Annotated in this window: 22 protein-coding genes; 9 read left to right on the plus strand and 13 right to left on the minus strand. The window is 74.0% G+C overall.

The window, feature by feature from the left end:
* Nucleotides 1-4 precede the first annotated feature (4 nt).
* Entirely contained in the window at nucleotides 5-1,024 is a 1,020-nt protein-coding gene (locus EV188_RS19730; RefSeq protein WP_133827995.1) for an NAD-dependent formate dehydrogenase, read from the minus strand.
* A 67-nt stretch (nucleotides 1,025-1,091) separates the two neighbouring features.
* A complete protein-coding gene (locus tag EV188_RS31785; RefSeq protein ID WP_166659979.1) occupies nucleotides 1,092-1,604 on the minus strand; it encodes a hypothetical protein in 513 nt (170 codons plus the stop codon).
* 200 nt (nucleotides 1,605-1,804) lie between these two features.
* Between EV188_RS31785 and EV188_RS19740 the strand changes: the two genes are divergently transcribed.
* The 5 genes from EV188_RS19740 (at nucleotide 1,805) to EV188_RS19760 (ending at nucleotide 7,660) form a co-directional block, all read left to right on the plus strand.
* Nucleotides 1,805-3,769: a molybdopterin oxidoreductase family protein gene (locus EV188_RS19740; protein ID WP_133827996.1), complete on the plus strand. Its 1,965-nt coding sequence runs from the start codon at nucleotides 1,805-1,807 to the stop codon at nucleotides 3,767-3,769.
* A gap of 3 nt (nucleotides 3,770-3,772) precedes the next feature.
* Entirely contained in the window at nucleotides 3,773-5,704 is a 1,932-nt protein-coding gene (locus EV188_RS19745; protein ID WP_133827997.1) for an NAD(P)H-dependent oxidoreductase subunit E, read from the plus strand.
* Nucleotides 5,701-6,879: a 2Fe-2S iron-sulfur cluster-binding protein gene (locus EV188_RS19750; protein ID WP_243741841.1), complete on the plus strand. Its 1,179-nt coding sequence runs from the start codon at nucleotides 5,701-5,703 to the stop codon at nucleotides 6,877-6,879. Before EV188_RS19745 ends, EV188_RS19750 begins: the two co-directional genes overlap by 4 nt.
* A 143-nt stretch (nucleotides 6,880-7,022) precedes the next feature.
* Complete coding sequence (locus EV188_RS19755) at nucleotides 7,023-7,247, plus strand: hypothetical protein (protein ID WP_133827998.1); 225 nt, start codon at nucleotides 7,023-7,025, stop codon at nucleotides 7,245-7,247.
* The gene (locus EV188_RS19760) at nucleotides 7,244-7,660 is read left to right on the plus strand and encodes a hypothetical protein (RefSeq protein ID WP_133827999.1); all 417 of its coding nucleotides are present in this window, start codon (nucleotides 7,244-7,246) and stop codon (nucleotides 7,658-7,660) included. Before EV188_RS19755 ends, EV188_RS19760 begins: the two co-directional genes overlap by 4 nt.
* On the opposite strand, the gene EV188_RS19765 is transcribed toward EV188_RS19760, so the two are convergent.
* The gene (locus EV188_RS19765; RefSeq protein WP_133828000.1) at nucleotides 7,661-8,308 is read right to left on the minus strand and encodes a hypothetical protein; all 648 of its coding nucleotides are present in this window, start codon (nucleotides 8,306-8,308) and stop codon (nucleotides 7,661-7,663) included. It abuts the gene before it with no gap.
* A 75-nt stretch (nucleotides 8,309-8,383) separates the two neighbouring features.
* Nucleotides 8,384-9,352, minus strand: a complete 969-nt coding sequence (locus tag EV188_RS19770) for a ferritin-like domain-containing protein (protein WP_208114291.1) — start codon at nucleotides 9,350-9,352, stop codon at nucleotides 8,384-8,386.
* 216 nt (nucleotides 9,353-9,568) lie between these two features.
* Between EV188_RS19770 and EV188_RS19775 the strand changes: the two genes are divergently transcribed.
* Nucleotides 9,569-10,270: a DUF4383 domain-containing protein gene (locus EV188_RS19775; protein ID WP_133828001.1), complete on the plus strand. Its 702-nt coding sequence runs from the start codon at nucleotides 9,569-9,571 to the stop codon at nucleotides 10,268-10,270.
* 3 nt (nucleotides 10,271-10,273) lie between these two features.
* Here EV188_RS19775 and EV188_RS19780 read toward each other — a convergent pair whose 3' ends face one another.
* A complete protein-coding gene (locus tag EV188_RS19780) occupies nucleotides 10,274-11,203 on the minus strand; it encodes a DUF389 domain-containing protein (RefSeq protein WP_133828002.1) in 930 nt (309 codons plus the stop codon).
* Between the two features lie 9 nt (nucleotides 11,204-11,212).
* Nucleotides 11,213-11,965: a HemK2/MTQ2 family protein methyltransferase gene (locus tag EV188_RS19785; RefSeq protein WP_133828003.1), complete on the minus strand. Its 753-nt coding sequence runs from the start codon at nucleotides 11,963-11,965 to the stop codon at nucleotides 11,213-11,215.
* A gap of 254 nt (nucleotides 11,966-12,219) precedes the next feature.
* Here EV188_RS19785 and EV188_RS19790 point away from each other — a divergent pair, with 254 nt between their 5' ends.
* Nucleotides 12,220-13,206 (plus strand): iron-containing redox enzyme family protein, encoded by a 987-nt coding sequence (locus EV188_RS19790; RefSeq protein WP_133828098.1) that lies wholly within the window; start codon nucleotides 12,220-12,222, stop codon nucleotides 13,204-13,206.
* Here EV188_RS19790 and EV188_RS19795 read toward each other — a convergent pair.
* The 6 genes from EV188_RS19795 to EV188_RS31790 are packed head-to-tail and all read right to left on the minus strand — an operon-like array spanning nucleotide 13,137 to nucleotide 17,496.
* Nucleotides 13,137-13,409, minus strand: a complete 273-nt coding sequence (locus EV188_RS19795; RefSeq protein WP_133828004.1) for a CDGSH iron-sulfur domain-containing protein — start codon at nucleotides 13,407-13,409, stop codon at nucleotides 13,137-13,139. The two genes, EV188_RS19790 and EV188_RS19795, sit on opposite strands and share 70 nt — an antisense overlap.
* 9 nt (nucleotides 13,410-13,418) lie before the next feature.
* Nucleotides 13,419-14,156 carry an alpha/beta fold hydrolase gene (locus tag EV188_RS19800; RefSeq protein WP_133828005.1) on the minus strand — a complete coding sequence of 246 codons (738 nt, stop codon included), beginning with the start codon at nucleotides 14,154-14,156 and terminating at the stop codon, nucleotides 13,419-13,421.
* Nucleotides 14,157-14,209: 53 nt separating this feature from the next.
* Nucleotides 14,210-15,211, minus strand: a complete 1,002-nt coding sequence (locus tag EV188_RS19805) for a LacI family DNA-binding transcriptional regulator (RefSeq protein WP_243741842.1) — start codon at nucleotides 15,209-15,211, stop codon at nucleotides 14,210-14,212.
* A 10-nt stretch (nucleotides 15,212-15,221) separates the two neighbouring features.
* Nucleotides 15,222-16,379, minus strand: a complete 1,158-nt coding sequence (gene galK, locus EV188_RS19810) for a galactokinase (protein ID WP_133828006.1) — start codon at nucleotides 16,377-16,379, stop codon at nucleotides 15,222-15,224.
* Nucleotides 16,376-17,362, minus strand: coding sequence for a galactose-1-phosphate uridylyltransferase (gene galT, locus EV188_RS19815; RefSeq protein ID WP_133828007.1), 987 nt, complete (start codon nucleotides 17,360-17,362; stop codon nucleotides 16,376-16,378). The genes galK and galT overlap by 4 nt, the downstream gene beginning before the upstream one ends.
* Nucleotides 17,359-17,496, minus strand: a complete 138-nt coding sequence (locus EV188_RS31790) for a hypothetical protein (protein ID WP_166659980.1) — start codon at nucleotides 17,494-17,496, stop codon at nucleotides 17,359-17,361. The genes galT and EV188_RS31790 overlap by 4 nt, the downstream gene beginning before the upstream one ends.
* A 93-nt stretch (nucleotides 17,497-17,589) precedes the next feature.
* On the opposite strand from EV188_RS31790, the gene EV188_RS19820 reads away from it, so the two are divergent.
* Nucleotides 17,590-19,251 (plus strand): sodium:solute symporter family protein, encoded by a 1,662-nt coding sequence (locus tag EV188_RS19820; RefSeq protein ID WP_133828008.1) that lies wholly within the window; start codon nucleotides 17,590-17,592, stop codon nucleotides 19,249-19,251.
* 10 nt (nucleotides 19,252-19,261) lie between these two features.
* Complete coding sequence (locus EV188_RS19825) at nucleotides 19,262-19,540, plus strand: hypothetical protein (protein WP_243741843.1); 279 nt, start codon at nucleotides 19,262-19,264, stop codon at nucleotides 19,538-19,540.
* 1 nt (nucleotide 19,541) lies between these two features.
* Here the strand turns inward: EV188_RS19825 and EV188_RS19830 are convergent, their stop codons facing one another.
* On the minus strand, nucleotides 19,542-19,904 hold the full coding sequence (locus tag EV188_RS19830; RefSeq protein ID WP_243741844.1) for a VOC family protein: 363 nt from the start codon (nucleotides 19,902-19,904) through the stop codon (nucleotides 19,542-19,544).
* Nucleotides 19,905-20,276 lie beyond the last annotated feature (372 nt).

A 20,276-nucleotide genomic window follows, 5' to 3' on the forward strand; every position in this document is an offset into this window, starting at 1 on the left:
CCCGTCAGGCGGCCGGGTCCACGACGAGGAAGTCGTCGGGGACCCGGCGTCCGTCGAGGTGGGCGTCGAGCATCTCCCGGACACCCTCGGCGATCCGGTCCTGCGCCTCGAGCGTCATGCCCGAGCAGTGGATGGTCATGGCCTCGGAGCCCTCGGGCAGCGAGCGCCAGGGGTGGTCGGCCGGCGCGGGCTGGGGGTACCAGGTGTCGCCGGCGTAGCCCGCGAGGTGCCCCGACCCGAGTGCCTCGACCAGCGCGTCCCGGTCGACGATCGCCCCGCGGGCGGTGTTGACCAGCCACGACCCCGGCTTCATCGCCGCGAGTCGCTCAGGGCCGAACAGGGCCTGGCTACCCTCCATGAGCGGCAGCGCCAGGCAGACCACGTCGGATTCGCGCACGAGCGTGTCGAGCCGGGCGTAGCGCACGCCGAGGGTCTCCTCGTCGGCCGGCGAACGCCGGTGGTTGGCGTAGTAGAGCATCCGGACGTCGAAGCCCTTGAGCCGCAGCGCGGTCCGGGCGCCGATGGCGCCGAGCCCGACGATGCCGACGGTCTTGCCCTCGAGGTCGTGCGACGCCCCGGCGACCCCGGCGACGTCCCACCCGCCCTCGCGGGCGTCCGTGTGGGCCGGCACGAAGTTCCGCACCAGCGCGAGGATCTGGAGCACGTTGTGCTCGGCGACGCTGACGACGTTGCTGCCGGTCACCTCGGCGACCGTGACGCCGTGCTGCTTCGCGGTCTCGGGGTCGGTGTGGTCGGAGCCGACGCCCGCGGTGATCACCAGCTCGAGGTTCGACGCCTTCGACAGCCGATCGGCGTCGAGGTAGACCGGCCAGAAGGGCGTCGTGATCAGCACCTCGGCGTCGGAGAGCTCCTCGTCGAGACCCGCACCGGTGTCGGTGGTGGTGACGAGCTCGTGGCCGCGCTCGGTGAGGAACTCCTGCAGCCCGAGGGCGTTGTCGGCACTGGCCGGGACGTCGCGGCCGGCGGCGTCGGACGGCGGGTAGGACACGTAGACGACCTTCATCCGGTCGGCTACCCGGCCCCCGCCGCCGCGGACACCGGGTGTGACGTCAGCCGGGAGCCGGCCCCCGTCAGCGCAGGGCCCGGATCCTGTCCAGCACCGTCTTGCGGTTCTTGGTCCGCCGCTCGTAGGCGTCGACCTTGCCGAGGTCGGTGGCCGAGAGACCGTCGAGCTTCGCGACCACGTCACCGACGTTGAGGTCGTCGTAACCCTCGATCGGCAGGTCGTCCTCGACCGACACCGCGCCCTTGGCCTCGCCCTCGGCCGCGGCGACGCCGGGCACGTCGCGCGCCCGGTCCGCGGCGGCGCCCGCCGCGCCCCCGAGCCCCGAGCCGAGCCGCTGCAGCAGCGCCGGGAACGCCTCCGCCAGCTCGCGGGTGAACTGCGCCTGGGCGCGGGCGAACGCCTGGACCCACTCGGCGGTGCGGTTGCCCGCCGCCTCCTCGGCCTGGGCGACGTTCTCGAGGAGCTCCTTGTAGGCGCGCAGCGACTCCTCGCCGCCCTCGCGCGCCCGGCTCACGATCTGCTCGTTCAGGCTCCGGACCTGCTCCACCACCTGCTCGACCCGCGGGTTGCCCGCCATGGCTCCTCCTCGATGAGTGTGTGTCTCCCGTTACCCGCAACCCCGCGCCGCCGAACAGGGGTACGGACAGGACCTTCCGGACGCCGCACCACAGCTCAGGAAACTTTGTTTCCCACGGCGAAATCCCGGTGTGACGTCTCTCCCAACGGCACCTACGATGGTGACGACGGCGACACCCCGTCGGGTTGGGAGTAGCGGAGATGCCACGTCGCAAGCCACGTCACGTCCGTCTGACCGAGCCGCTGGTCCGTGAGAACGGTGAGCTCCGGCCGGCGAGCTGGGACGAGGCGCTCGAACGCGCCGCCGCGGGCCTGCGCGGCGTGCCGTCCGACGCGTTCGGCATGTTCAGCTGCTCGAAGGCCACCAACGAGATGAACTACACCGCGCAGAAGTTCTCGCGGGTGGTGATGGGCAGCAACAACGTCGACAGCTGCAACCGCACTTGACACGCTCCCAGTGTCGTCGGTCTGACGACGGTGTTCGGTGCCGGCGGCGGCACCTCCGCCTACGTGGAGGCGGAACACGCCGACCTGCTCGTGCTGTGGGGCTCCAACGCGCGTGAGACCCACCCGATCTTCTTCCACCACGTGCTGCAGGGCCTGCGCAACGGCGCCCGGATGTACTCGGTCGACCCGCGGCACACCTCGACCGCCCACTGGGCGGACTCGTGGCTCGGCCTCGACGTCGGCACGGACATCGCGCTGGCCAACGCGATCGGCCGCGAGATCATCCACGCGGGGCTGGTGAACCACGCGTTCGTCGACCGGTCGACCACCGGCTTCGACGACTACGTCGCGGCCGTCGAGCCCTACACGCTCGAGCACGCCGAGCAGATCACCGGCGTGCCGGCCGCGTCGATCAAGGAGCTGGCGCACGCCTACGCGCGGGCCGACCGCGCGCAGATCTGCTGGACGCTCGGCATCACCGAGCACCACAACGCCGCCGACTACGTGTTCGCGCTGATCAACCTCGCGCTGCTCACCGGGCACGTCGGCCGCTACGGCTCGGGCCTGGTGCCGCTGCGCGGGCAGAACAACGTGCAGGGCGGCGGCGACATGGGCTCGATCCCGGCCAAGCTGCCCGGCGGCTACGACCTCGGTGACGAGGAGGCCCGCCACCGCTTCGAGACGGCCTGGTCGACGCCCGAGCACCCGGTGACGGTGAACCCCGAGCCGGGCATGCACCTCTCGCAGATGTTCGAGGCGATGGAGCGTGGCGAGCTGCGCGCGCTGTACTGCATCGGCGAGAACCCCGCCGAGTCCGAGGCCAACGCCCTGCACGCGCGGCACATGCTCGAGAGCCTCGACTGCCTGATCGTGCAGGACATCTTCCGCACGGCCACCGCCGAGCTCGCCGACGTGGTGTTCCCGGCGACGGCCGACTGGTGCGAGTACGAGGGCACGGTCACCAACTCCGAGCGGCGCGTCCAGCGCGTCCGCAAGGCGATCGACCCGCCGGGGCAGGCGCGCCCGGACACCCACATCATCAGCGCCCTGGCCACGGCGCTCGGTCACGACTGGGGCGAGCCCACGGCCGAGGAGGTCTGGGACGAGCTGCGCTCGGTCTCGCTGAACTGGCACGCGGGCATGAGCTACGCGCGCCTCGACGCGCTCGGCGGCCTCCAGTGGCCGTGCCCGTCGGAGGACCACCCGGGCACGCCGCTGATGCACGCCCGGCTGTGGGCCGACGACCCCGCCGACCGGGGCCGTCCGGCGCCGTTCATGCCGGTCGAGCACGTCGCGCCCGTCGACGTCCTCGACGAGGACTTCCCCATCCGCCTGACCACCGTGCGGGTGCTCGACGCCTACAACTCCGGGGTGCAGACCGGCGGGTACTCCTCGCCGATGCGCCGCCGCGAGTCGCTGCGCATCGACGCCGACGACGCCGCCCGCCTCGGCATCGCCGACGGCGAGCGGGTCCGCGTGGTCTCGCGGCGCGGTGCCGTCGAGGCGCCGATCGCCGTGGATCCGTCATTGCGCCCGGGGCTGGCGTCGTTCACGCCCCACTTCACCGAGGAGGTGGACGTCAACGTGCTGACCAACGACGCCTGGGACCCGAAATCGGGGACCTCGGAGTTCAAGGCCACCGCGATCCGGGTCGAGAAGCTGGACGTCCCGGCGACCGCCGAGACCGCCGCGCACCGCGTCCCGGTGGCGGGCAGCTGACGGATGGATCTGCACCTCTCGAAGGCCGAACCCAGCACGCTCGAGCAGGAGACGATCGACGCGGCGTTCGGCGACCTGGTCGGCCCGTCGAGCCGGGAGGACCGGCCGACGCGCTCGCACCACGCGGGCCACGACGCCCGCGCCCGCCGTCACCTGCTGCTGCCGGTGCTGCACGCCGTCCACGACGCCGTCGGCTGGATCTCCGAGGGCGCGCTCAACCACGTGGCGCGCACGCTCTCGGTGCCCCCGGCGGAGATCTACGGTGTCGCGACCTTCTACGCGATGTTCTCCGTCGAGCCCCGCGCGCCGCGCGTCGTGCACGTCTGCGACGACGTGGCCTGCGGACCGTACGGCGGCGAGGAGATCATCACCGAGCTCACCGACGCGCTGGGCCCGGAGGGCGTCGCCGACGCCGACACCGGCGAGGCCTGCTGGGTGCGCAGCCCCTGCCTCGGCCTGTGCGAGCGGGCGCCCGCGGTGCTCCACCAGCGCACCGGCGAGCCCGACCTCAGCCAGGCGCCGGCGACGCCGGACGCGGTGCTCGCGGCGGCGCGCTCGGTCGACCCGGGCACCGCCGACGCCGCCGACGAGGTCTTCGCCGACACCCGGGTCAGCGTCCCGCAGTCCGGCCGGGGCGCCCGCCTGCCCGGCGGGGAGCCGCTGCGGCTCCTGCGCCGCATCGGCGTCGTCGACCCCGAGAGCATCGACGACTACCGCGCCCACGGCGGCTACGGCGCGCTGCGCCGGGCCATCGAGTTCGGCCCGACGCGGGTGATCACCGAGCTCGAGGACTCCTCGCTCATGGGCCGCGGCGGCGCCGCGTTCCCGACGGGCGTGAAGTGGAAGGGCGTCGCCGGCGCGCCGGAGCACCCGCACTACCTCGTGTGCAACGCCGACGAGTCCGAGCCCGGCACGTTCAAGGACCGGGTGCTCATGGAGAGCGACCCGTTCGGGCTGATCGAGGCCATGACGATCGCCGGGTACGTGACGGGGTCGCGCACCGGCTACCTCTACATCCGCGGCGAGTACCCGCTGGCGACGCGCCGGCTGCTCGGCGCCGTCGAGTCCGCCCGCGCCCGCGGCTACCTCGGCGAGGACGTCATGGGCGAGGGCTTCGCCTTCGACATCGAGCTGCGCCGCGGCGCCGGGGCCTACATCTGCGGCGAGGAGACCGCGCTGCTCGAGTCGATCGAGGGCTTCCGCGGCGAGCCGCGCAACAAGCCGCCGTTCCCGAGCGTCAAGGGCCTGTTCGGCAAGCCGACTGCGATCAACAACGTCGAGACGCTCTACAACGTGCTCGGGGTCCTCGACATCGGCGGCCAGGCGTTCGCCGAGATCGGCGGCGGGCGCTCCACGGGCACCAAGCTGTTCTGCGTGGCCGGTGCCGTCGGCGCCCCCGGCGTGTACGAGGTCGAGTTCGGGACGACGCTGCGCCAGCTGCTCGACCTCGCGGGCGGCACCCGCGGCGACCTGCGCACCGTGCTGCTCGGCGGCGCCGCGGGCGGGTTCGTCATGCCCGAGAACCTCGACGTGCCGCTCACCCTCGAGGGCACGCGCGAGATCGGGGCGACGCTCGGGTCGGGCGTCGTGCTCGTGTTCGACTCCCACGCCGACCTCACCGGCACGCTCCGGCGGATCGCCGCGTTCTTCCGCGACGAGTCGTGCGGCCAGTGCGTGCCGTGCCGCGTCGGCACCGTGCGCCAGGAGGAGGTGCTCGCGCGCCTCGAGCGCGACGCCCCGCTCGGGTCCCGCGAGACCGAGCTCGCCCTGCTCGACGACCTGGCGCGCGTGATGCGGGACGCGTCGATCTGCGGTCTCGGCCAGACCGCGCCCGCGGCGATCACGTCCGCCCTCGACCTCGGGCTGCTCGATCGGCCCAGCCGGTCCCGGGAAAACGGACAGCACGCCGATAGGGGAAAGGTGCCCAGCGCATGACCACCACGGGCAAGGGACCGGTCGGGCCGGAGGGCGGCTCGACGGCCCCCGCGGACGAGCCGGTCGACGGGCCGACCGAGGCGTCGGGCGGCGCCGCCGTTGCCACGACGACGGAGGCGGGGCCGCCGCCGGGCGAGGGCCCCGACGGGGACACCGACGTCGCGGCGCCGGTCGGCCCCACCGTCGTCGACCCGGTGGCGACGGCCCGCGGCCCCGAGGAGCGCCTCGGGTCGGGCCCGGTGATGCTCGGGACGATCAAGCGCCGGGTGACGGTGAGCCTCGACGGCCGCGAGGTCCGCGTGCCCGAGGGCACGACGATCCTCGGGGCCCTGCACGAGGAGGGGACGCCGGAGCAGGCCGACACCCCGACGCTGTGCTGGGCGCCGAACATGGACCCGATCAACGCGTGCCGGGTCTGCGTGGTCGAGGTCGAGGGCTCGCGCACGCTGGTGCCGTCCTGCGCCCGCGCGTGCGAGGACGGCATGCAGGTCCGCACCGACTCCGACAAGGTCCGCCACAGCCGGCGGATGGTGCTCGAGCTGCTCGGGTCGTCGGTCGCGATGGACCGCGCGAGCGCCGACGTGCAGCGCTGGATGGACGAGTACGGCGTCGACACCGAGCGCTACGGGCCGTTCGCCGAGCCCGCCGCCGCGGGCGAGCGCGACCGCCGCCACGCGGGGCACCACCACGCCTCGGACGGAGCCACGGCGGCCACCGTCGCCCAGCCCGTCAAGGTCGACAACGACCTCTACGTGCGGGACTACTCGCGATGCATCATGTGCTACAAGTGCGTCAACGCCTGTGGCAGCGACGCGCAGTTCACGTTCGCGATCGCCGCGGCCGGGCGCGGGTTCGACGCCCGCATCGCCACCGAGTTCGACGCCCCGCTGCCCGAGTCGGCGTGCGTCTACTGCGGCAACTGCATCGGCGTGTGCCCGACCGGGGCGCTGGTGTCGCGGCGCGAGTACGAGCTGCGCGAGGCCGGCGACTGGCACCCCGAGGAGGAGACCGTCACGACGACGATCTGCTCGTTCTGCGGCGTCGGCTGCAACCTCGAGCTGCACGTCCAGCAGAACGAGATCGTCAACGTCACGAGCCCCGCGGACCACTCGGTGACCCACGGACACCTCTGCATCAAGGGGCGCTTCGGTTTCCAGCACGTGCAGAACTTCTGAGCCGTCCGGCCCCGTCACCCAGAGCGTCCGGCCGAACACGCGCGGCCATCGGTAGCCAAGGCCGTGGCGGACCTTCTGGATGGGGAACACGGCTGATGAGGTGTGCGCAACCGAGCGCACCCCGACGACGAGAGGAGTCCGCCGTGGCTGTGTCGCAGAACAAGAAGGACCGGACGGACGAGGTGGTGGCGGGCCTGCACCAGCTCGTCGCGGCCGGGCGGATCGAGGACGTCGAGGCGGTGCTGACCACGCTCGTCGAGAGCGAGCCGGCGGACGAGCCGTCCGTCGAGGAGCGCGAGACCCGTTCCTACGCCGAGGGCATGCGCGACGGTCTCGCGCTCGCCCGGCGGGCGCAGGAGCAGGCGTGACCACTGCGGCCACCGCCCCCGCCACCGCCCCCACCACGGCGGCCCCCGCGGCCGCGTCACAGCACGTCCCCACGAACGGCGAACGGCTCCAACGGATCGCGGTCGCCCTCATCGACCGGCTCGCCGCGGCGGCGGTCGACAAGGTCGACGAGCTCGCGGACCGTCTCCAGGACTTCGCACAGAACCCCGGCGGCATCGGGATGACCGCGATGGTGCAGGCCGGGCTGGCGAAGATGCAGGGCAAGAACCCGGTCTGGGCGGCCATCAAGGGCGCGGTGTCGGCGATGAGCACCACGACGAAGATCCTGCTCGGGCTGTTGCTGATCCTGGTGGCGGTGCTCTCTCCCGTCGCGATCCTCGTGCTCGCGATCGTGCTGATCATCGCCGGGATCGTCGGGGCGGTCAGCGGCTGATCAGGTGCCCTCGGTGGCCCCGGTCGACGCCGCCACCTGGGCCGGCTCGCCCGTCGGCTCCGGGGGCGAGCCCTGCGCGCCGGCCCCGGACTCGGTGACCTCGCCGGCCTGGTCGTGGGCGTGCTGCCGCGGGCGCACCGGCGGGCGCAGGCCCTCGTAGACGGCGGGCTGGATGTCCCAGGTGTTCCAGTAGTCGGCGCCGGGCAGGTCGGTGTAGCAGACGGTGACCTGGAAGTCCTCGCCGTCGAGGCCGTTCTTGCGCAGGAAGGTCATCTGGTCGTCGAGGTCGTCCCAGAAGCACGTGATGCGGGCGCCCGGCGAGAGCGACGTCAGGCCGATGGTGAACACCGGCAGCCCGGAGATCTCGACGCCGTCGGAACTCTCGATCGGTCGGGAGAACGTGAAGCTGATGTTCTTGGCCGGGCCCTGGCCGACGTTCTCGACGGCGAGGCTCAGCGCGCGGCTGGCGTGGTCGAACTCGTCGTGCACCGCGACGACGGGGCGGCCGCCGGCGAGGAACTCCTGGCGCACCTCGCGCACCGACTCGCGCGCGGCCCGCAGCTGGAACCAGATGACCACGATGAAGGCGGCGTAGAGCAGGGGCGAGAGCGTCTGCGCGACGCTGGCGATCACCTGGAGGGCGGACACGGTGCCTCCTGACGACACACGCCCGCGGGCCGCCGGCGCACCGGACGACCCGCGGGGCGTGGGGGGACGATCCGCTCAGCGGATGCCGACGAGCTCCTGGGCCAGCGCGGCGTGGCGCGTCTGGGCCGCGGAGACGACACCCGAGCGGTTCTTGTTCGCCTCTTCGTAGACGATGACCTTGTTCAGGTCTTCGATGTCGCTGAGCTGCTTGATCTTCGCGACGGCGTCGTTGACGCCGAGCGCATCGTAGTCGGTGATCGGCAGCTCGGAGGCGTGCAGCGCGCCGAGGCGCGTGCGGGCCTCGTGGAGGACCTGCGCCGCGTCGGTGGCGCCCTCACGGCGGCTGACGGTCTCGGCGCGGTCGAGCGCGGCGTCGCGGCCGGTGACCACGACGTCCCGGGCGTCCTCGCCGAACCGGACCGCACGCCCGGCGGTGTCGGTGACGACCGCACGGACCTGGTCACCGCCCTGCTGCAGGCGCGCCGCCCAGCGGCTGACCTGCTCACGGGCGAAGTTCACGGGCAGGCGGACGGCGCGCGTGGCACCGCCGACCACCATCTGGACCGGCGTCGGCTTCAGCGCCGGCGGGCCGCCCAGCGCGTGCTCGGCGAGCACGGTGGTCAGCCACTCGATGGTGGCGCTGTGGGCCTGCTCGAGCCGGTCGGCGAGCCTGCGGACACCGTTGTCCTTGGCCGCCTCGGCGAGCCCGCGCAGGTAGACCGCGCGGTCCCGCAGCTGGTGCTCGAGCGTGAGGTCGCCGAGCAGCGCCTCGTCGACCGGGCCGGCCTGCTCGACGGTGCTCTTCACGACGGCCCCGACGCGTCCCACCAGCGGCGAGACGATGTCGGCGACTCCGCCGAGGCGTTGCAGCTCGCGGGTGATCTCCTGCGTGCGGCGCTCGGCGTTCTGCGCGTTCTCGGTCAGCTCCTTGCGGACGGCCTCGGTCCGCGCCTGGGTGATGCGGATACGCGCGACCTGGGCCTCGGTCTGGGTCAGCTGCGCCATCGCGCGGAGCTGGGCGATCATGTGGGCCTGGGTGCTCACAGTTCTCCTCGTCGTCGAGTCGGAGACGAAGTACAGAGTGCGGGTCCGTGCCGGGTCACGACACGCCCATGACTGACATGCGGCGTCTCGGCAGGTCGCTCATGGGCTACCCGGGGGTAGGCGCCCACTATTCGTGCCGTCTCCGGATCGATCCGTGCGCTGCGACGTCGCCGGCGGCGGTTCCCCGACCACGCCGGATCGGGCACCCCCGACGCCATGACGCAGCCGACGAACCGCCACGGGGAACCACCGAACCCCGACACCACGGACACGCCCCGTCAGCACGACCAGGAGGGGCGCGCCCCGGGCCCGTACGCGCCGGCCGGCCGGGACGAGCAGGGCGACCCCGTCCCGTCGGTGCCCCACGAGGGACTGCTCGGCCGGATCGGCACGGCGCTCGTCGGCGGCGAGGCGGTGGTGCTGGCCGTCGTCGGGGTGGCGGGGCTGGTCACCAGCTGGGGCGCGGGCTTCACCGAGCAGGTCCCGGACACGGTGCTCGCCCTGCGCCTCAACCCCGCGCACAGCGTCCTGCTGCTGGTCACGGCCCTGCTGGGAGCGCTGAGCCTCACGAGCCGCACGCGCCTGCGGTTCTTCGCGGGCGGGCAGGCCGTCGTCTACCTGCTGCTGTTCGTCTTCGGGACGGCGTACGCCGTGAACACCGGCACCGCGACGTTCCTCGCGCTGAACACCCCCGACCACGTCCTCCACGGGGTCCTCGCGGTCCTCGGGTTCGTCGTCGTCATGATCACGAGCGCGCGGATCGTCGAGCCGCCGCCCGGGTCGCTGCCCTACCCCGGCGCGATCCCGCGCGACGACGGCCGGTACCCGGAGGAGGGCCCGACCCCGGCGTCGCCGGAGCCGAGCCGCGACTCGGGGCGCAACGCGGGCCGCACCGGGCCGCACCCGGACGAGCGCTGACGGTCAGGCGAGCGGGCGGCGATGCCCGTGGTGCAGGCGGTCCTTCACCAGCACGACGGCGCCGCCCAGGACGAGGACGAGCCCCATGTCGGCGGCCGTGCGCTGCAGGCCCTCGAGGGCGAGGGTCCCGTCGCCGGTGAGGATCCCGACGCCGAACAACGCCGCGGCCGGCACGAGCGCCAGCGCGATGAGGGCGCCCGCGAGGACGGCCTCGCGGAACGACGTGACGATGACGAGCCCGGCGAGCGCCCCGCCGGCCCCGACGAGCCAGTCGGCGGCCGTCGGGTCGACGACCATGTGCACGCCCTCGCTCGTGGCCAGCATCTCCGGCGTGCCCATGCCCAGCGCGCGCAGCAGGAGGAACGCGACGCCGCCCGACGCCGCCAGCACCAGGTAACCGACGACCACGGACACCAGGGCGCGGCGGATGCGGTGCAGGCTGCCGCGCAGGGCGGCGACGGCCAGCTTGGCGACCGGCTCGAACGCCGGGGCGACGATCGCCGACGCCGCCAGCGCGAGGGCCTGCGGCACGGGCGGCGAGACCAGGCCGGCGACCGCGATCGCGCCGCCGAGGGCCATGAGGGCGAGGTAGTTCGTGCTCATGCGGCCGTGGTGGCGCAGGGTGCGCTCGAACTCCTCCCACGGCGACTCGTCGGCGTCGTCCTCGACGGCGTCCTGCATACCGGTGGCCACGACGCTCTCGGTGCGCACGGTCGCGACGGTGATCGGCCCGTGCTCGCGGGCGCGCCCGACGCTCCCGAGCACGTCGTCGACGGAGCGGTTGAGCACGTGCAGGCTGAGGACGTCCCCGGGCGGCTTCACCGAGCCGTCCCGCTGGTGGGTCAGCGCGAGGACGCCGTCGTGGTGCTCGAGCTCCGCGACGAGGTCGTCGGCGGCCGCCGCGGGGACGGTGACGTCGATCTGGTGGTGCACGCCCGCCCCTCAGCCCGCGGCCGGACGCACGGCGCGCACGACGACGAGCTCCTCGGTGCGCTGGCCCGGGGTCGCGAGGCCCCGCCGGCAGAGCAGCTCGCTGCGGGCGGTCAGCACCGGGCCGTACGGGTGCTCGTGACGGGCGACGACCTCGGCGGACAGCCCGCGCGCCTGCAGCCGGCGCACGGTCAGGGCGGGGTCGTTGAACGCGGAGTGCACGACGAGCAGGCGCCCGCCGTCGGTGAGGACGTCGGGGGCCTCGTCGCACACGCGGTCGAGCACCGCGCGGCCGTCGCGGCCGCCGTCGAAGGCGCGGGCGAGCCCGTGCACCGGCAGGTCGTCGGTCGCGGCCGGCACGTAGGGCGGGTTGGACACGACGACGTCGAACCGCTCCCCCGCCACCGGCGCGGTGAGGTCACCGCGGCGCGTCCGGACCCGGCGGCCGTGCCGGGCGGCGTTGATGCGGGTCGACAGCAGGGCGCGCCGGGAGAGGTCGACGGCGGTGACCTCGGTGCACGGCACCCCCGCGGCGACGACCGACAGCGCGCCGGCGCCCGCGCCGAGCTCGAGGACCCGGCACGGCCTCTCGGCGCCGCAGCCGTGGTCGGTGAGCTCGGCGCGCAGCACGTCGGCGAGCAGCCAGGTGTCGCGCTGCACGGGGTAGACGCCGGGGACCCGGAACACGCGGTGGTGCGGGCGGATGTCGGGGCTCGTGCCCGGCGCGGTGGTCTGGTCCTGCGGCTCCGGCGCGACGGTCGTCATGCGGCTCCTCGGCTCGGCTCGGTGGTGGCGAGACGGGTCGCGGGCGCCGGCACTGTTCTCGACCTCGGCGTCGACCCAGGAGCAGGCGTTACCCGCCCGTCGCCGCTCCCGAGCCCGCCGCGCGGGGTCGCGGATCTCACGTGCGGGAGCGGCCGGATCGGGCGACCCGATCGGGTACCACCACGGCTTCCACCGGTCCCGTCCGTCCCGTCCACCCATCCAGCCCACCCAGCGAGGAGCGATCCGTGCCCGTCATGCCCCACGCCCGCGGCCCGATCTCGACCGCCGTGCTCGACGTCCTCGCCGGGCGTCGCGCCGCGGCCGACCTGCCGCACCGGCCCGACGGGGACCCGCTGGGCGACGACCTCCAGCTCGCCCTCTACTGCTGCTACGAGCTGCACTACCGCTCGTTCGACGGGGTCGCCGACGACCTCGAGTGGGACCCCGACCTGCTGCGCCTGCGCGGGCACCTCGAGGACCGGTTCCTCGCCGCGGTCCGGGCGGAGGTGCCGGGCGGCGACGACGTCGAGGCCGCGGTGGACGCGCTGCTCGTCGAGCCGACCGAGGGCACCGGACCGTCGTGGCACCTCGCCCGCGACGGCGAGCGCTGGCAGCTCGACGAGTACGTCGCGCACCGCTCGATCTACCACCTCAAGGAGGCCGACCCGCAGGCGTGGGTGATCCCGCGCCTCGACGGGGTGGCGGGGCGCGCGAAGGCGTCGCTGATGACGGTCGAGCACGACGAGTACGGCGCCGGGCGCCCCGAGCGGGTGCACGCGCGGATCTACAGCGAGATGATGGCGGGCCTCGGTCTCGACACCGGCTACGGCGCCTACCTGGACGTCGCGCCCGCGGCGACCCTCGCCACCGTCAACATCATGTCGCTGTTCGGCCTGCACCGGCGGTGGCGCGGCGCGTCGGTGGGCCAGTTCGCGCTCATCGAGATCACCTCACCGCCCGGGGCGGCCCGGCTGGTGTCGGCGATCGAGCGGCTCGGGCTGCCGAGCGAGGTCACCGCGTTCTACGCCGAGCACGTCGAGGCCGACGCCGTGCACGAGCAGCTGGTGCGCCGCGAGCTCATCGCGGGGCTGCTCGAGCGCGAGCCGGAGCTCGCCGCGGACGTCGTCCTGGGGATCCAGGCCTCGACGATGCTCGAGGACCGGCTCGCCGATCAGCTCGTGGCGGCCTGGTCGGCCGGGGAGTCGTCGCTGCTCACGGCCGCCCTGTCCCCCGCGGCTTGACTCCGGGCCGGGCGCTCCTTGCGCCGGTGGCTCGTGTCGCAGAACGGGTACCGCTTGGTCCGCCGGCACGCGCACAGCGCGACCACCGGGCGTTCGCTCGTCACCGTGGTGCCGTCGGGCAGTTCGAGCTCGACGGGTCCCTCGACGAGGAACGGTCCGCCCTCGGTCATCGTGACGCGGGTGGGGCGTGCGGGCTCGGCCATGGAGCGCGTCTACCCCGTCGACGCGTCCCGGCACACGCGGCGGGCGAGCGTCACGACGTGCCGGGCGAGCGCGGCGGGGTGGGTCAGCGGGACGTTGTGCGCCCCGTGGGGCACGGTCGCGACCTCGATGCCGGGCCGCGTCGCGGCCAGGGCGGCGAGCCAGCCGGACGGGGCGAGGTGGTCGCGCGGGCCGCGGACGATCAGCACCGGCACCGCGGTCGCCGCGAGCGTGGCGCGCAGGTCGCGGCGCCGGGCCGCGCGCAGGCCGCGGGCGAAGCCGGACAGCCGCGTCGTCGCGTAGGCGCGCAGCATCCCCGGCACCCGGCGCGGGTCCTCCCACACCACGGTGCGCAGCCAGCGCGCGACCAGGCGGCGGCGCGGTGACATGCGCGGGTCGGCGGTCGGCCCGACGAGGACCAGGCCGCGCACCGCGTGCGGGTGGCGCCGGCCGAGCTCCGCGACGACCTGGCAGCTCGCCGAGTGCCCGACCAGGACCAGCGGGCCGTCGGCGAGCAGGCCGTGCTCGGTCAGGCGGCGGGCGAGGTCGTCGGCGAGCGACTCCGGGTCGAGGGTGTCGCCGGGCGCCGCGCCGAGCCCGAGGGCCGGGAGGGCCACGACGGCCGTGGGCAGGGCGGCGCCCAGCTCGTCGACGAGGCCCCGGTACGACGAGGCGGTGAGGCCCAGGCCGGGCACGACCACCGTCTCGGTGCGGCCGGCGGCGGGCAGGACGACGGGCTGCGGGGGCATCAACGCGGCGTACCCGCCGCGGCGCCGGGCGGTCCCGTCGTGAGACCGAGCGCTCACCCCGAGCGGCGCACCACCAGCGTCGCGGGCAGGAGGCGGTCCTCGGGGCCCGGGGTGGCGCCGGTGTCGTCGCGCCGGGCCTTGATGACGCCGTCCAGGGTCTCGACGAGCGTGCGCCCCAGCTCGTACTTGTCGGTGTGCACCGTGGTCAGGGGCGGGTCGAGGTCGGCGGCGAGGGTCAGGTCGTCGTAGCCGACGACGGCGCAGTCGTCCGGGACGCGCCGGCCCCGCTCGCGCAGCGCGCGGATCGCGCCGACGGCCATGAGGTCGTTGAACGCGAAGAGCGCCGTGACCTCCGGGTGCTCGCCGAGCAGCTGGGCGGCCGCGGCGGCACCGCCGGTGATCGTCGGCGGGCCGGTGACGATCGGCGACCCGGGCGCGGCGGCGGCCGTGAAGGCGTGGCGGCGGACGTGGTCGACGCCGACGGCGCCGTCGAGCATGCCGAGGTGCCGGTGGCCCCGCGCGTGGAGGTGCTCGACGGCGAGGCGGGTGCCGGTGGCGAAGTCGGAGGACACGCTCGCGACCGTCGGGGCGGGCGCGCGCCGGTCGGCGACGACGAGGGGCAGGCGCCGGTGCAGCGCCACGAGCTCCTCGTCGCCGAGCGCCTCGAAGAACCCGATGACGCCCTCGGCGCCCCGCTCGAGGATCTCCCGCGAGGCGGCGGACTCCCGCCCGGCGTGGGCGTCGGTGTTGTGCACGACCACCGAGAACCCGTGGGCCGCGGCGGCGTCGAAGACCCCGCGCGCCACGGCCGGGAAGAAGGGGTTGGCGATGTCGGAGAGGATCAGCCCGAGCGTCCCCGCCCGCTGGGTGCGCATGCCGCGGGCGAACACGCTGGGGCGGTAGTCGAGCTCCTCGATGGTCGCGAGCACCCGGCGCCGGGTGCCCGCACTGATCTCGCCCTTGCCGTTCATCGCCCGCGACACGGTCTGGCGCGAGACGCCGGCGGCGCGGGCGACGTCGTCGATGGTCACCCGGACCGTCGGCTCCCCTTCCACCGCGTCGACCCTAGTGCCGCCCGGCCGGTGCCCACGCCTCACGACGCGCACCTCCGGCGGGGTGGACCTCGCGGATCACCGGCTCGGGGTGGCCGTCGTCGGCGGCGCGACGCACCACGGCCTCGCCGATCTCCTCGGCCGCCGTGCTCGGCGCGAGCACGAGCGCGCTGCCGCCGAACCCGCCGCCGACCAGGCGCGCGCCGAGCGCCCCGTGCTCCAGCGCGGTCCCGACGACCGCGTCGAGCGCGGGCACCGAGACCTCGAAGTCGTCGCGCAGCGAGGCGTGCGAGGCGGTCAGCTCCGGGCCGACCTCGGCGGGCCTGTGGCCGGTCAGCAGCTCGACCACCCGGTGCACGCGGGCCTGCTCGGTGACGACGTGGCGGGCTCTTCGCAGCATCGGGCCGTCCAGCTGCCCGAGCATGTCCGGTGTCGCGTCGCGCAGGGCCGGCACCCCGAGGGCCTCGGCCGCCGCGACGCAGGCGGCGCGGCGGTCGGCGTACCCGCCGTCGGCGAGGTCGTGGCGCACGCGGGTGTCGACGACGAGCGTGACCAGCCCGACCTCGTCGAGCCCGAGCACCACGTCCTGCCCCTCGAGCGTGCGGCAGTCGAGCAGCAGCGCCGCCCCGTCGCGGCACAGCAGGGACGCCGCCTGGTCCATGATCCCGACGGGCGCGCCGACGACGTCGTTCTCGGCGCGGCGCCCGGCGCGCGCCAGGGTGTGGCGGTCGAGGTCGCTGCCGGTCAGCTCGGCGACGGCCAGGGCGACGGCGCACTCCAGCGCCGCCGACGACGAGAGCCCCGAGCCGAGCGGGACGTCGCCGGCGACGACGAGGTCCCAGCCGTCGTCCCCGGGCAGTCCGGCCTCGCGCAGCGCCCACAGCGTGCCGAGGGCGTAGGCCGACCAGCCCCGGGCCCCGGGCAGCGCGTCGAGCGTCGTGGTGACCGCGTCGCCGGGCTCCTGCGCCGACCGCACCGTGACGACGTCGTCCGCGCGGCGCGCGGCGGCGACCCGGCAGTGGCGGTCGATGGCGAAGGGCAGCACGTGCCCCTCGTTGTGGTCGGTGTGCTCGCCGATGAGGTTCACGCGGCCCGGCGCCGAGAACACGCCCTCCGGGTCGTGGCCGACGGCGTCGCGGAAGGTCGCGGCGATGTCCTCGACGGGGCTCACGCCGGCACCTCCACGTCCGCGCAGGCCTCGCGGAGGCGCTGCGCCGCCAGCTCGGGGGCGACGTCGGTGAGGAACGCCCCGCCGAAGGTCTCCGACCCGGCCAGGTACTTGAGCTTGCCCCCGCCGCGGTGGGGCGGGCAGATCTCGAGGTGCAGGTGGGACACGTCGCGATCATGGCCGTCGGTGGGCGCGGCGTGGATGCCCAGCAGGTACGAGGTGCTGAAGCCGAAGAACCGGTCGTAGCCGGCGAGCACGCGGGCCAGGACACGGGCGAGGTCGGCCCTCGCTGCGGTGCTGGTCTCGGGCAGCGACGGGACGTGCTCGCGCGCCCAGACGTCGACCTCGTAGGGGAAGCGCGCCCAGGGCGGCACGCCGGCCACGAAGTGGTCGCCGGCGACGACCTCGCGGGGGCCGCCCGCCTCGGCCGCGACGACGTCGCAGAACACGCAGCGCCCGGTCGCGTCGTGGTGGCGGCGGCCGGCGGCGAGCTCGCGCGCGGGGCGCGGGGGCACGTCGGGGTAGGCGTAGATCTGCCCGTGGGGGTGGTGCAGCGTGACGCCGACCGCCTCGCCCTTGTTCTCGAACGGGAGCACGTAGCGCACGCGGGGGTCTCGGGCGAGGTCGGCGACCCGGCGGGCCCAGGTCTCGACGAGCAGGTGCACCCGCGCGACACCGACGTCGGCGAGCGTCGCGTCGTGGTCCTCGGTGAACACCACGACCTCGCAGTGCCCGTAGGCCGGCTCGACGGGCACGAGGTCGGTGCCGGCGATCTCCGGCTCGGGCGGGTCGGTCGACAGCGACGGGAAGCGGTTGTCGAACACGGCGACGTCGAAGTGCTCGCGCGGGATCTCGGTCGGCTCGTGACCGGGTCGCGTCGGGCACAGGGGGCAGGCCGCGGCCGACGGCTTGTACGTCCGGTCCTGGCGGTGCGTCGCGAACGTGACCCACTCGCCGTGGGTGGGGTCGTAGCGGCGCTCGCTCACGCGCTCTCCTCCCCCGCCGCCGCCCAGCGGAGGAAGCGGATCGTCCGGCCGTCGGCGAGCTGCTCGGTCTCCTCCTCGACGACCCTCTCGACCGTCGCGTCCTCGTGCGCGTTCGACGCTCCGTGCTCGCTCAACTACGCCTCCCCCTTGACGGCGGCCTCACGCCGGTATCAATCTCGTGAACCATCACGTTAACGTTCACGGCCGAGAAGTGACAGGGAGACGCAATGCTGCGGCTCGACTTGGGATGGCTGGACTACACGCTGCTGGCGGTCTACTTCGTGGTCGTCCTGGGCATCGGCGTCGTCGCACGACGCGCCGTCGGCACGAGCGCGGACTTCCTGCTCGCCGGCCGGTCGCTGCCCGCGTGGGTGACGGGCCTGGCGTTCGTCGCGGCCAACCTCGGCGCCACCGAGATCATCGGCATGGCGGCCAACGGCGCCCAGTACGGCGTCGCGACCGTGCACTACTACTGGATCGGCGCCATCCCGGCGATGGTCTTCCTGGGCATCGTGATGATGCCGTTCTACTACCGTTCGAAGGTCCGCTCGGTCCCCGAGTTCCTCAAGCTGCGCTACAACAACCAGACCCACGTGCTCAACGCGGTGGTGTTCGCGGTGGCCAGCGTGCTGATCGCCGGCGTCAACCTCTACGCCCTCGCGATCGTGCTCCAGGCCCTGCTCGGCTGGCCGTTGTGGGCGGGCATCCTCGCGTCCGCCGCGGTCGTGCTGATCTACATCGGCGCCGGCGGCCTCGGCAGCGCGATCTACGGCGAGGTCCTGCAGTTCTTCATCATCCTGGCCGGGCTGATCCCGCTCGCGATCGTCGCCGTCCGCTCGGTCGGCGGGTTCGCCGAGCTCGGGCGCCGGGTCGAGGCGTCGGCGCTCGGCCCGAACGGCCTGCACGCCTGGCAGGGCACGGGCGTCGGCGACGTCTCCAACCCCATCGGCGCGAACTGGATCGGGATCGTCCTGGGCCTCGGCTTCGTGCTCTCGTTCGGCTACTGGACGACGAACTTCGCCGAGATCCAGCGCGCCCTCTCGGCCAAGGACCGGTCGGCGTCGCAGCGCACGCCGCTGATCGCCGCCTTCCCGAAGATCTTCATCCCGGCCGTCACGATCATCCCGGGTCTCGTCGCGCTCGTCGCCATCCCGAACTTCGGCAACGACGACACCGGCGGGCTCGAGTACAACGACGCCATCCCCGCCCTCATGGGCCAGCTGCTGCCGCAGGGCGTGCTCGGCGTCGCGGTGACCGGCCTGTTCGCCTCGTTCATGGCCGGCGTCGCGGCCAACGTCAGCTCGCTGAACACCGTCGTCACCTACGACCTCGTCCAGCCCTACCTGGCCCGCGGTCGCTCCGACGCGTACTACCTGACGATGGGCCGGGCGGTCACCGCGGGCGGCGTGATCATCGCGGTGGGCACCGCGTTCCTCGCGGCCGGCTTCAACAACATCATGACCTACCTGCAGTCGCTCTTCGGGATCTTCAACGCCCCGATCTTCGCGACCTTCATCCTCGGCATGTTCTGGAAGCGGACCACCGGCTGGGGCGGCTTCTGGGGCCTGCTCTCCGGCGTCGTCGCCGGGACCGCGGTGTTCGTGCTGTCCAAGGCCGGCGTGCTGACCTTCGGCTCGGACATCGAGGTGACCTTCTACCAGGCCGGCGCCGCGTTCTTCGTCGACGCGGTCGTCACCGTCCTGGTCTCGATGTTCGGCCGCGCGCCGGCCCGGTCGCAGCTCGCCGGGATCGTCTACGGCGTCGCGGGCGCCGACGGCGTCGTGCCCACGCTGAAGCAGCCGCGCGAGGCCGTGTGGTGGCGGCGCCCGGTCCTGCTGGGCGGGATCGCGCTGGCCCTGACCGTCGTCCTCAACATCCTGTTCGCCTGAGGGAGTCCCGATGAGCACTGAAGGTGGCCCCGCCGTCACGAGCCGGATGGCGCGCCTGTTCGACGTCCGCTACGTCATCGGGGGCCTGCTGGGGTTCTACGGCGTCGTGCTGGTGATCCGCGGGCTCCTCGACGGCGCCGAGCAGCTCGCCCAGGCCGCGGGCTTCGCGGTGAACCTGTGGACCGGGATCGCGCTGGTCGTCGTCGCCGTCGCGTTCCTGGCGTGGGCGTCGCTGCGGCCGCTGGGGATCGAGGTCGACGAGGAGGAGCTCGCGGGTCCGTCGGCGTGAACTACTCGCCCGGCTCGAGGAACTCGAGCCGGTTGCCGAAGGGGTCGTGCGCGTAGAAGCGGCGGAAGCCCGGGAAGTCGCGGTCGCGGGTGACGTCCTGGCCGGCGTGTTCCAGCCGCCCGGCCAGGGCGTCGAGGTCGTCGACCATGATGCCGGGGTGCGCCTTGCGCGCGGGACGGAAGTCGTCCTCGACGCCGAGGTGCAGCTCCAGCCCGCCGGCGCGGAACCACGCCCCGCCGCGCGCGGCGAGCACCGGCGGCTTCTCGATCTCGGTCATCCCCAGGACGCCGACGAAGAACGCGCGCGCCCGGTCCTCCTGCCCGACGGGCATGGCGAGCTGCACGTGGTGGAGGCCGGTGAACACGGAGCCAGTGTGCGCGAGGGGCACGTTCCGCAGCTCGCGAGTCGCGCTGATCATGCGGAACGTGCCTGTCGAGTGCTCACGGGGGTCGCGGTGGAGATCACGGGCGTCGTGGTGCACCTCGTCGCCGCAACGAGGTGGATGACGTCGCCCCTGATGTCCGTGCCGACGCCCGGGCTCGCGTGGTGGGCGGTGCGGGTCCGTCGACCGGTGATCGCTCCGGGCGCTCCGCGGACCACGTGATACGGGGCGCACGGAGCACCTGAACGGATCATGCCGCCGGGGGCGGTCGCCGACCTGATCGTCGCGACCATCGCCTCCACGTCGGCCTCCGAGGCGCGCCGATGTGTGGCGCGCGGATCCAGGGCACGCCGA

It is taken from the genome of Actinomycetospora succinea (genome assembly GCF_004363095.1).
Taxonomy (GTDB): domain Bacteria; phylum Actinomycetota; class Actinomycetes; order Mycobacteriales; family Pseudonocardiaceae; genus Actinomycetospora; species Actinomycetospora succinea.

Coding starts and splice junctions, on each gene's coding strand:
- EV188_RS19795 (WP_133828004.1), bottom strand. CDS start 13,409: ATGGCCGAGCCCGCACGCCCCACCCGCGTCACGATGACCGAGGGCGGA.
- EV188_RS19775 (WP_133828001.1), top strand. CDS start 9,569: ATGACGCAGCCGACGAACCGCCACGGGGAACCACCGAACCCCGACACC.
- EV188_RS19800 (WP_133828005.1), bottom strand. CDS start 14,156: ATGCCCCCGCAGCCCGTCGTCCTGCCCGCCGCCGGCCGCACCGAGACG.
- EV188_RS19785 (WP_133828003.1), bottom strand. CDS start 11,965: ATGACGACCGTCGCGCCGGAGCCGCAGGACCAGACCACCGCGCCGGGC.
- EV188_RS19825 (WP_243741843.1), top strand. CDS start 19,262: ATGAGCACTGAAGGTGGCCCCGCCGTCACGAGCCGGATGGCGCGCCTG.
- EV188_RS19790 (WP_133828098.1), top strand. CDS start 12,220: ATGCCCCACGCCCGCGGCCCGATCTCGACCGCCGTGCTCGACGTCCTC.
- EV188_RS19745 (WP_133827997.1), top strand. CDS start 3,773: ATGGATCTGCACCTCTCGAAGGCCGAACCCAGCACGCTCGAGCAGGAG.
- EV188_RS19750 (WP_243741841.1), top strand. CDS start 5,701: ATGACCACCACGGGCAAGGGACCGGTCGGGCCGGAGGGCGGCTCGACG.
- EV188_RS31785 (WP_166659979.1), bottom strand. CDS start 1,604: ATGGCGGGCAACCCGCGGGTCGAGCAGGTGGTGGAGCAGGTCCGGAGC.
- EV188_RS19730 (WP_133827995.1), bottom strand. CDS start 1,024: ATGAAGGTCGTCTACGTGTCCTACCCGCCGTCCGACGCCGCCGGCCGC.
- EV188_RS19820 (WP_133828008.1), top strand. CDS start 17,590: ATGCTGCGGCTCGACTTGGGATGGCTGGACTACACGCTGCTGGCGGTC.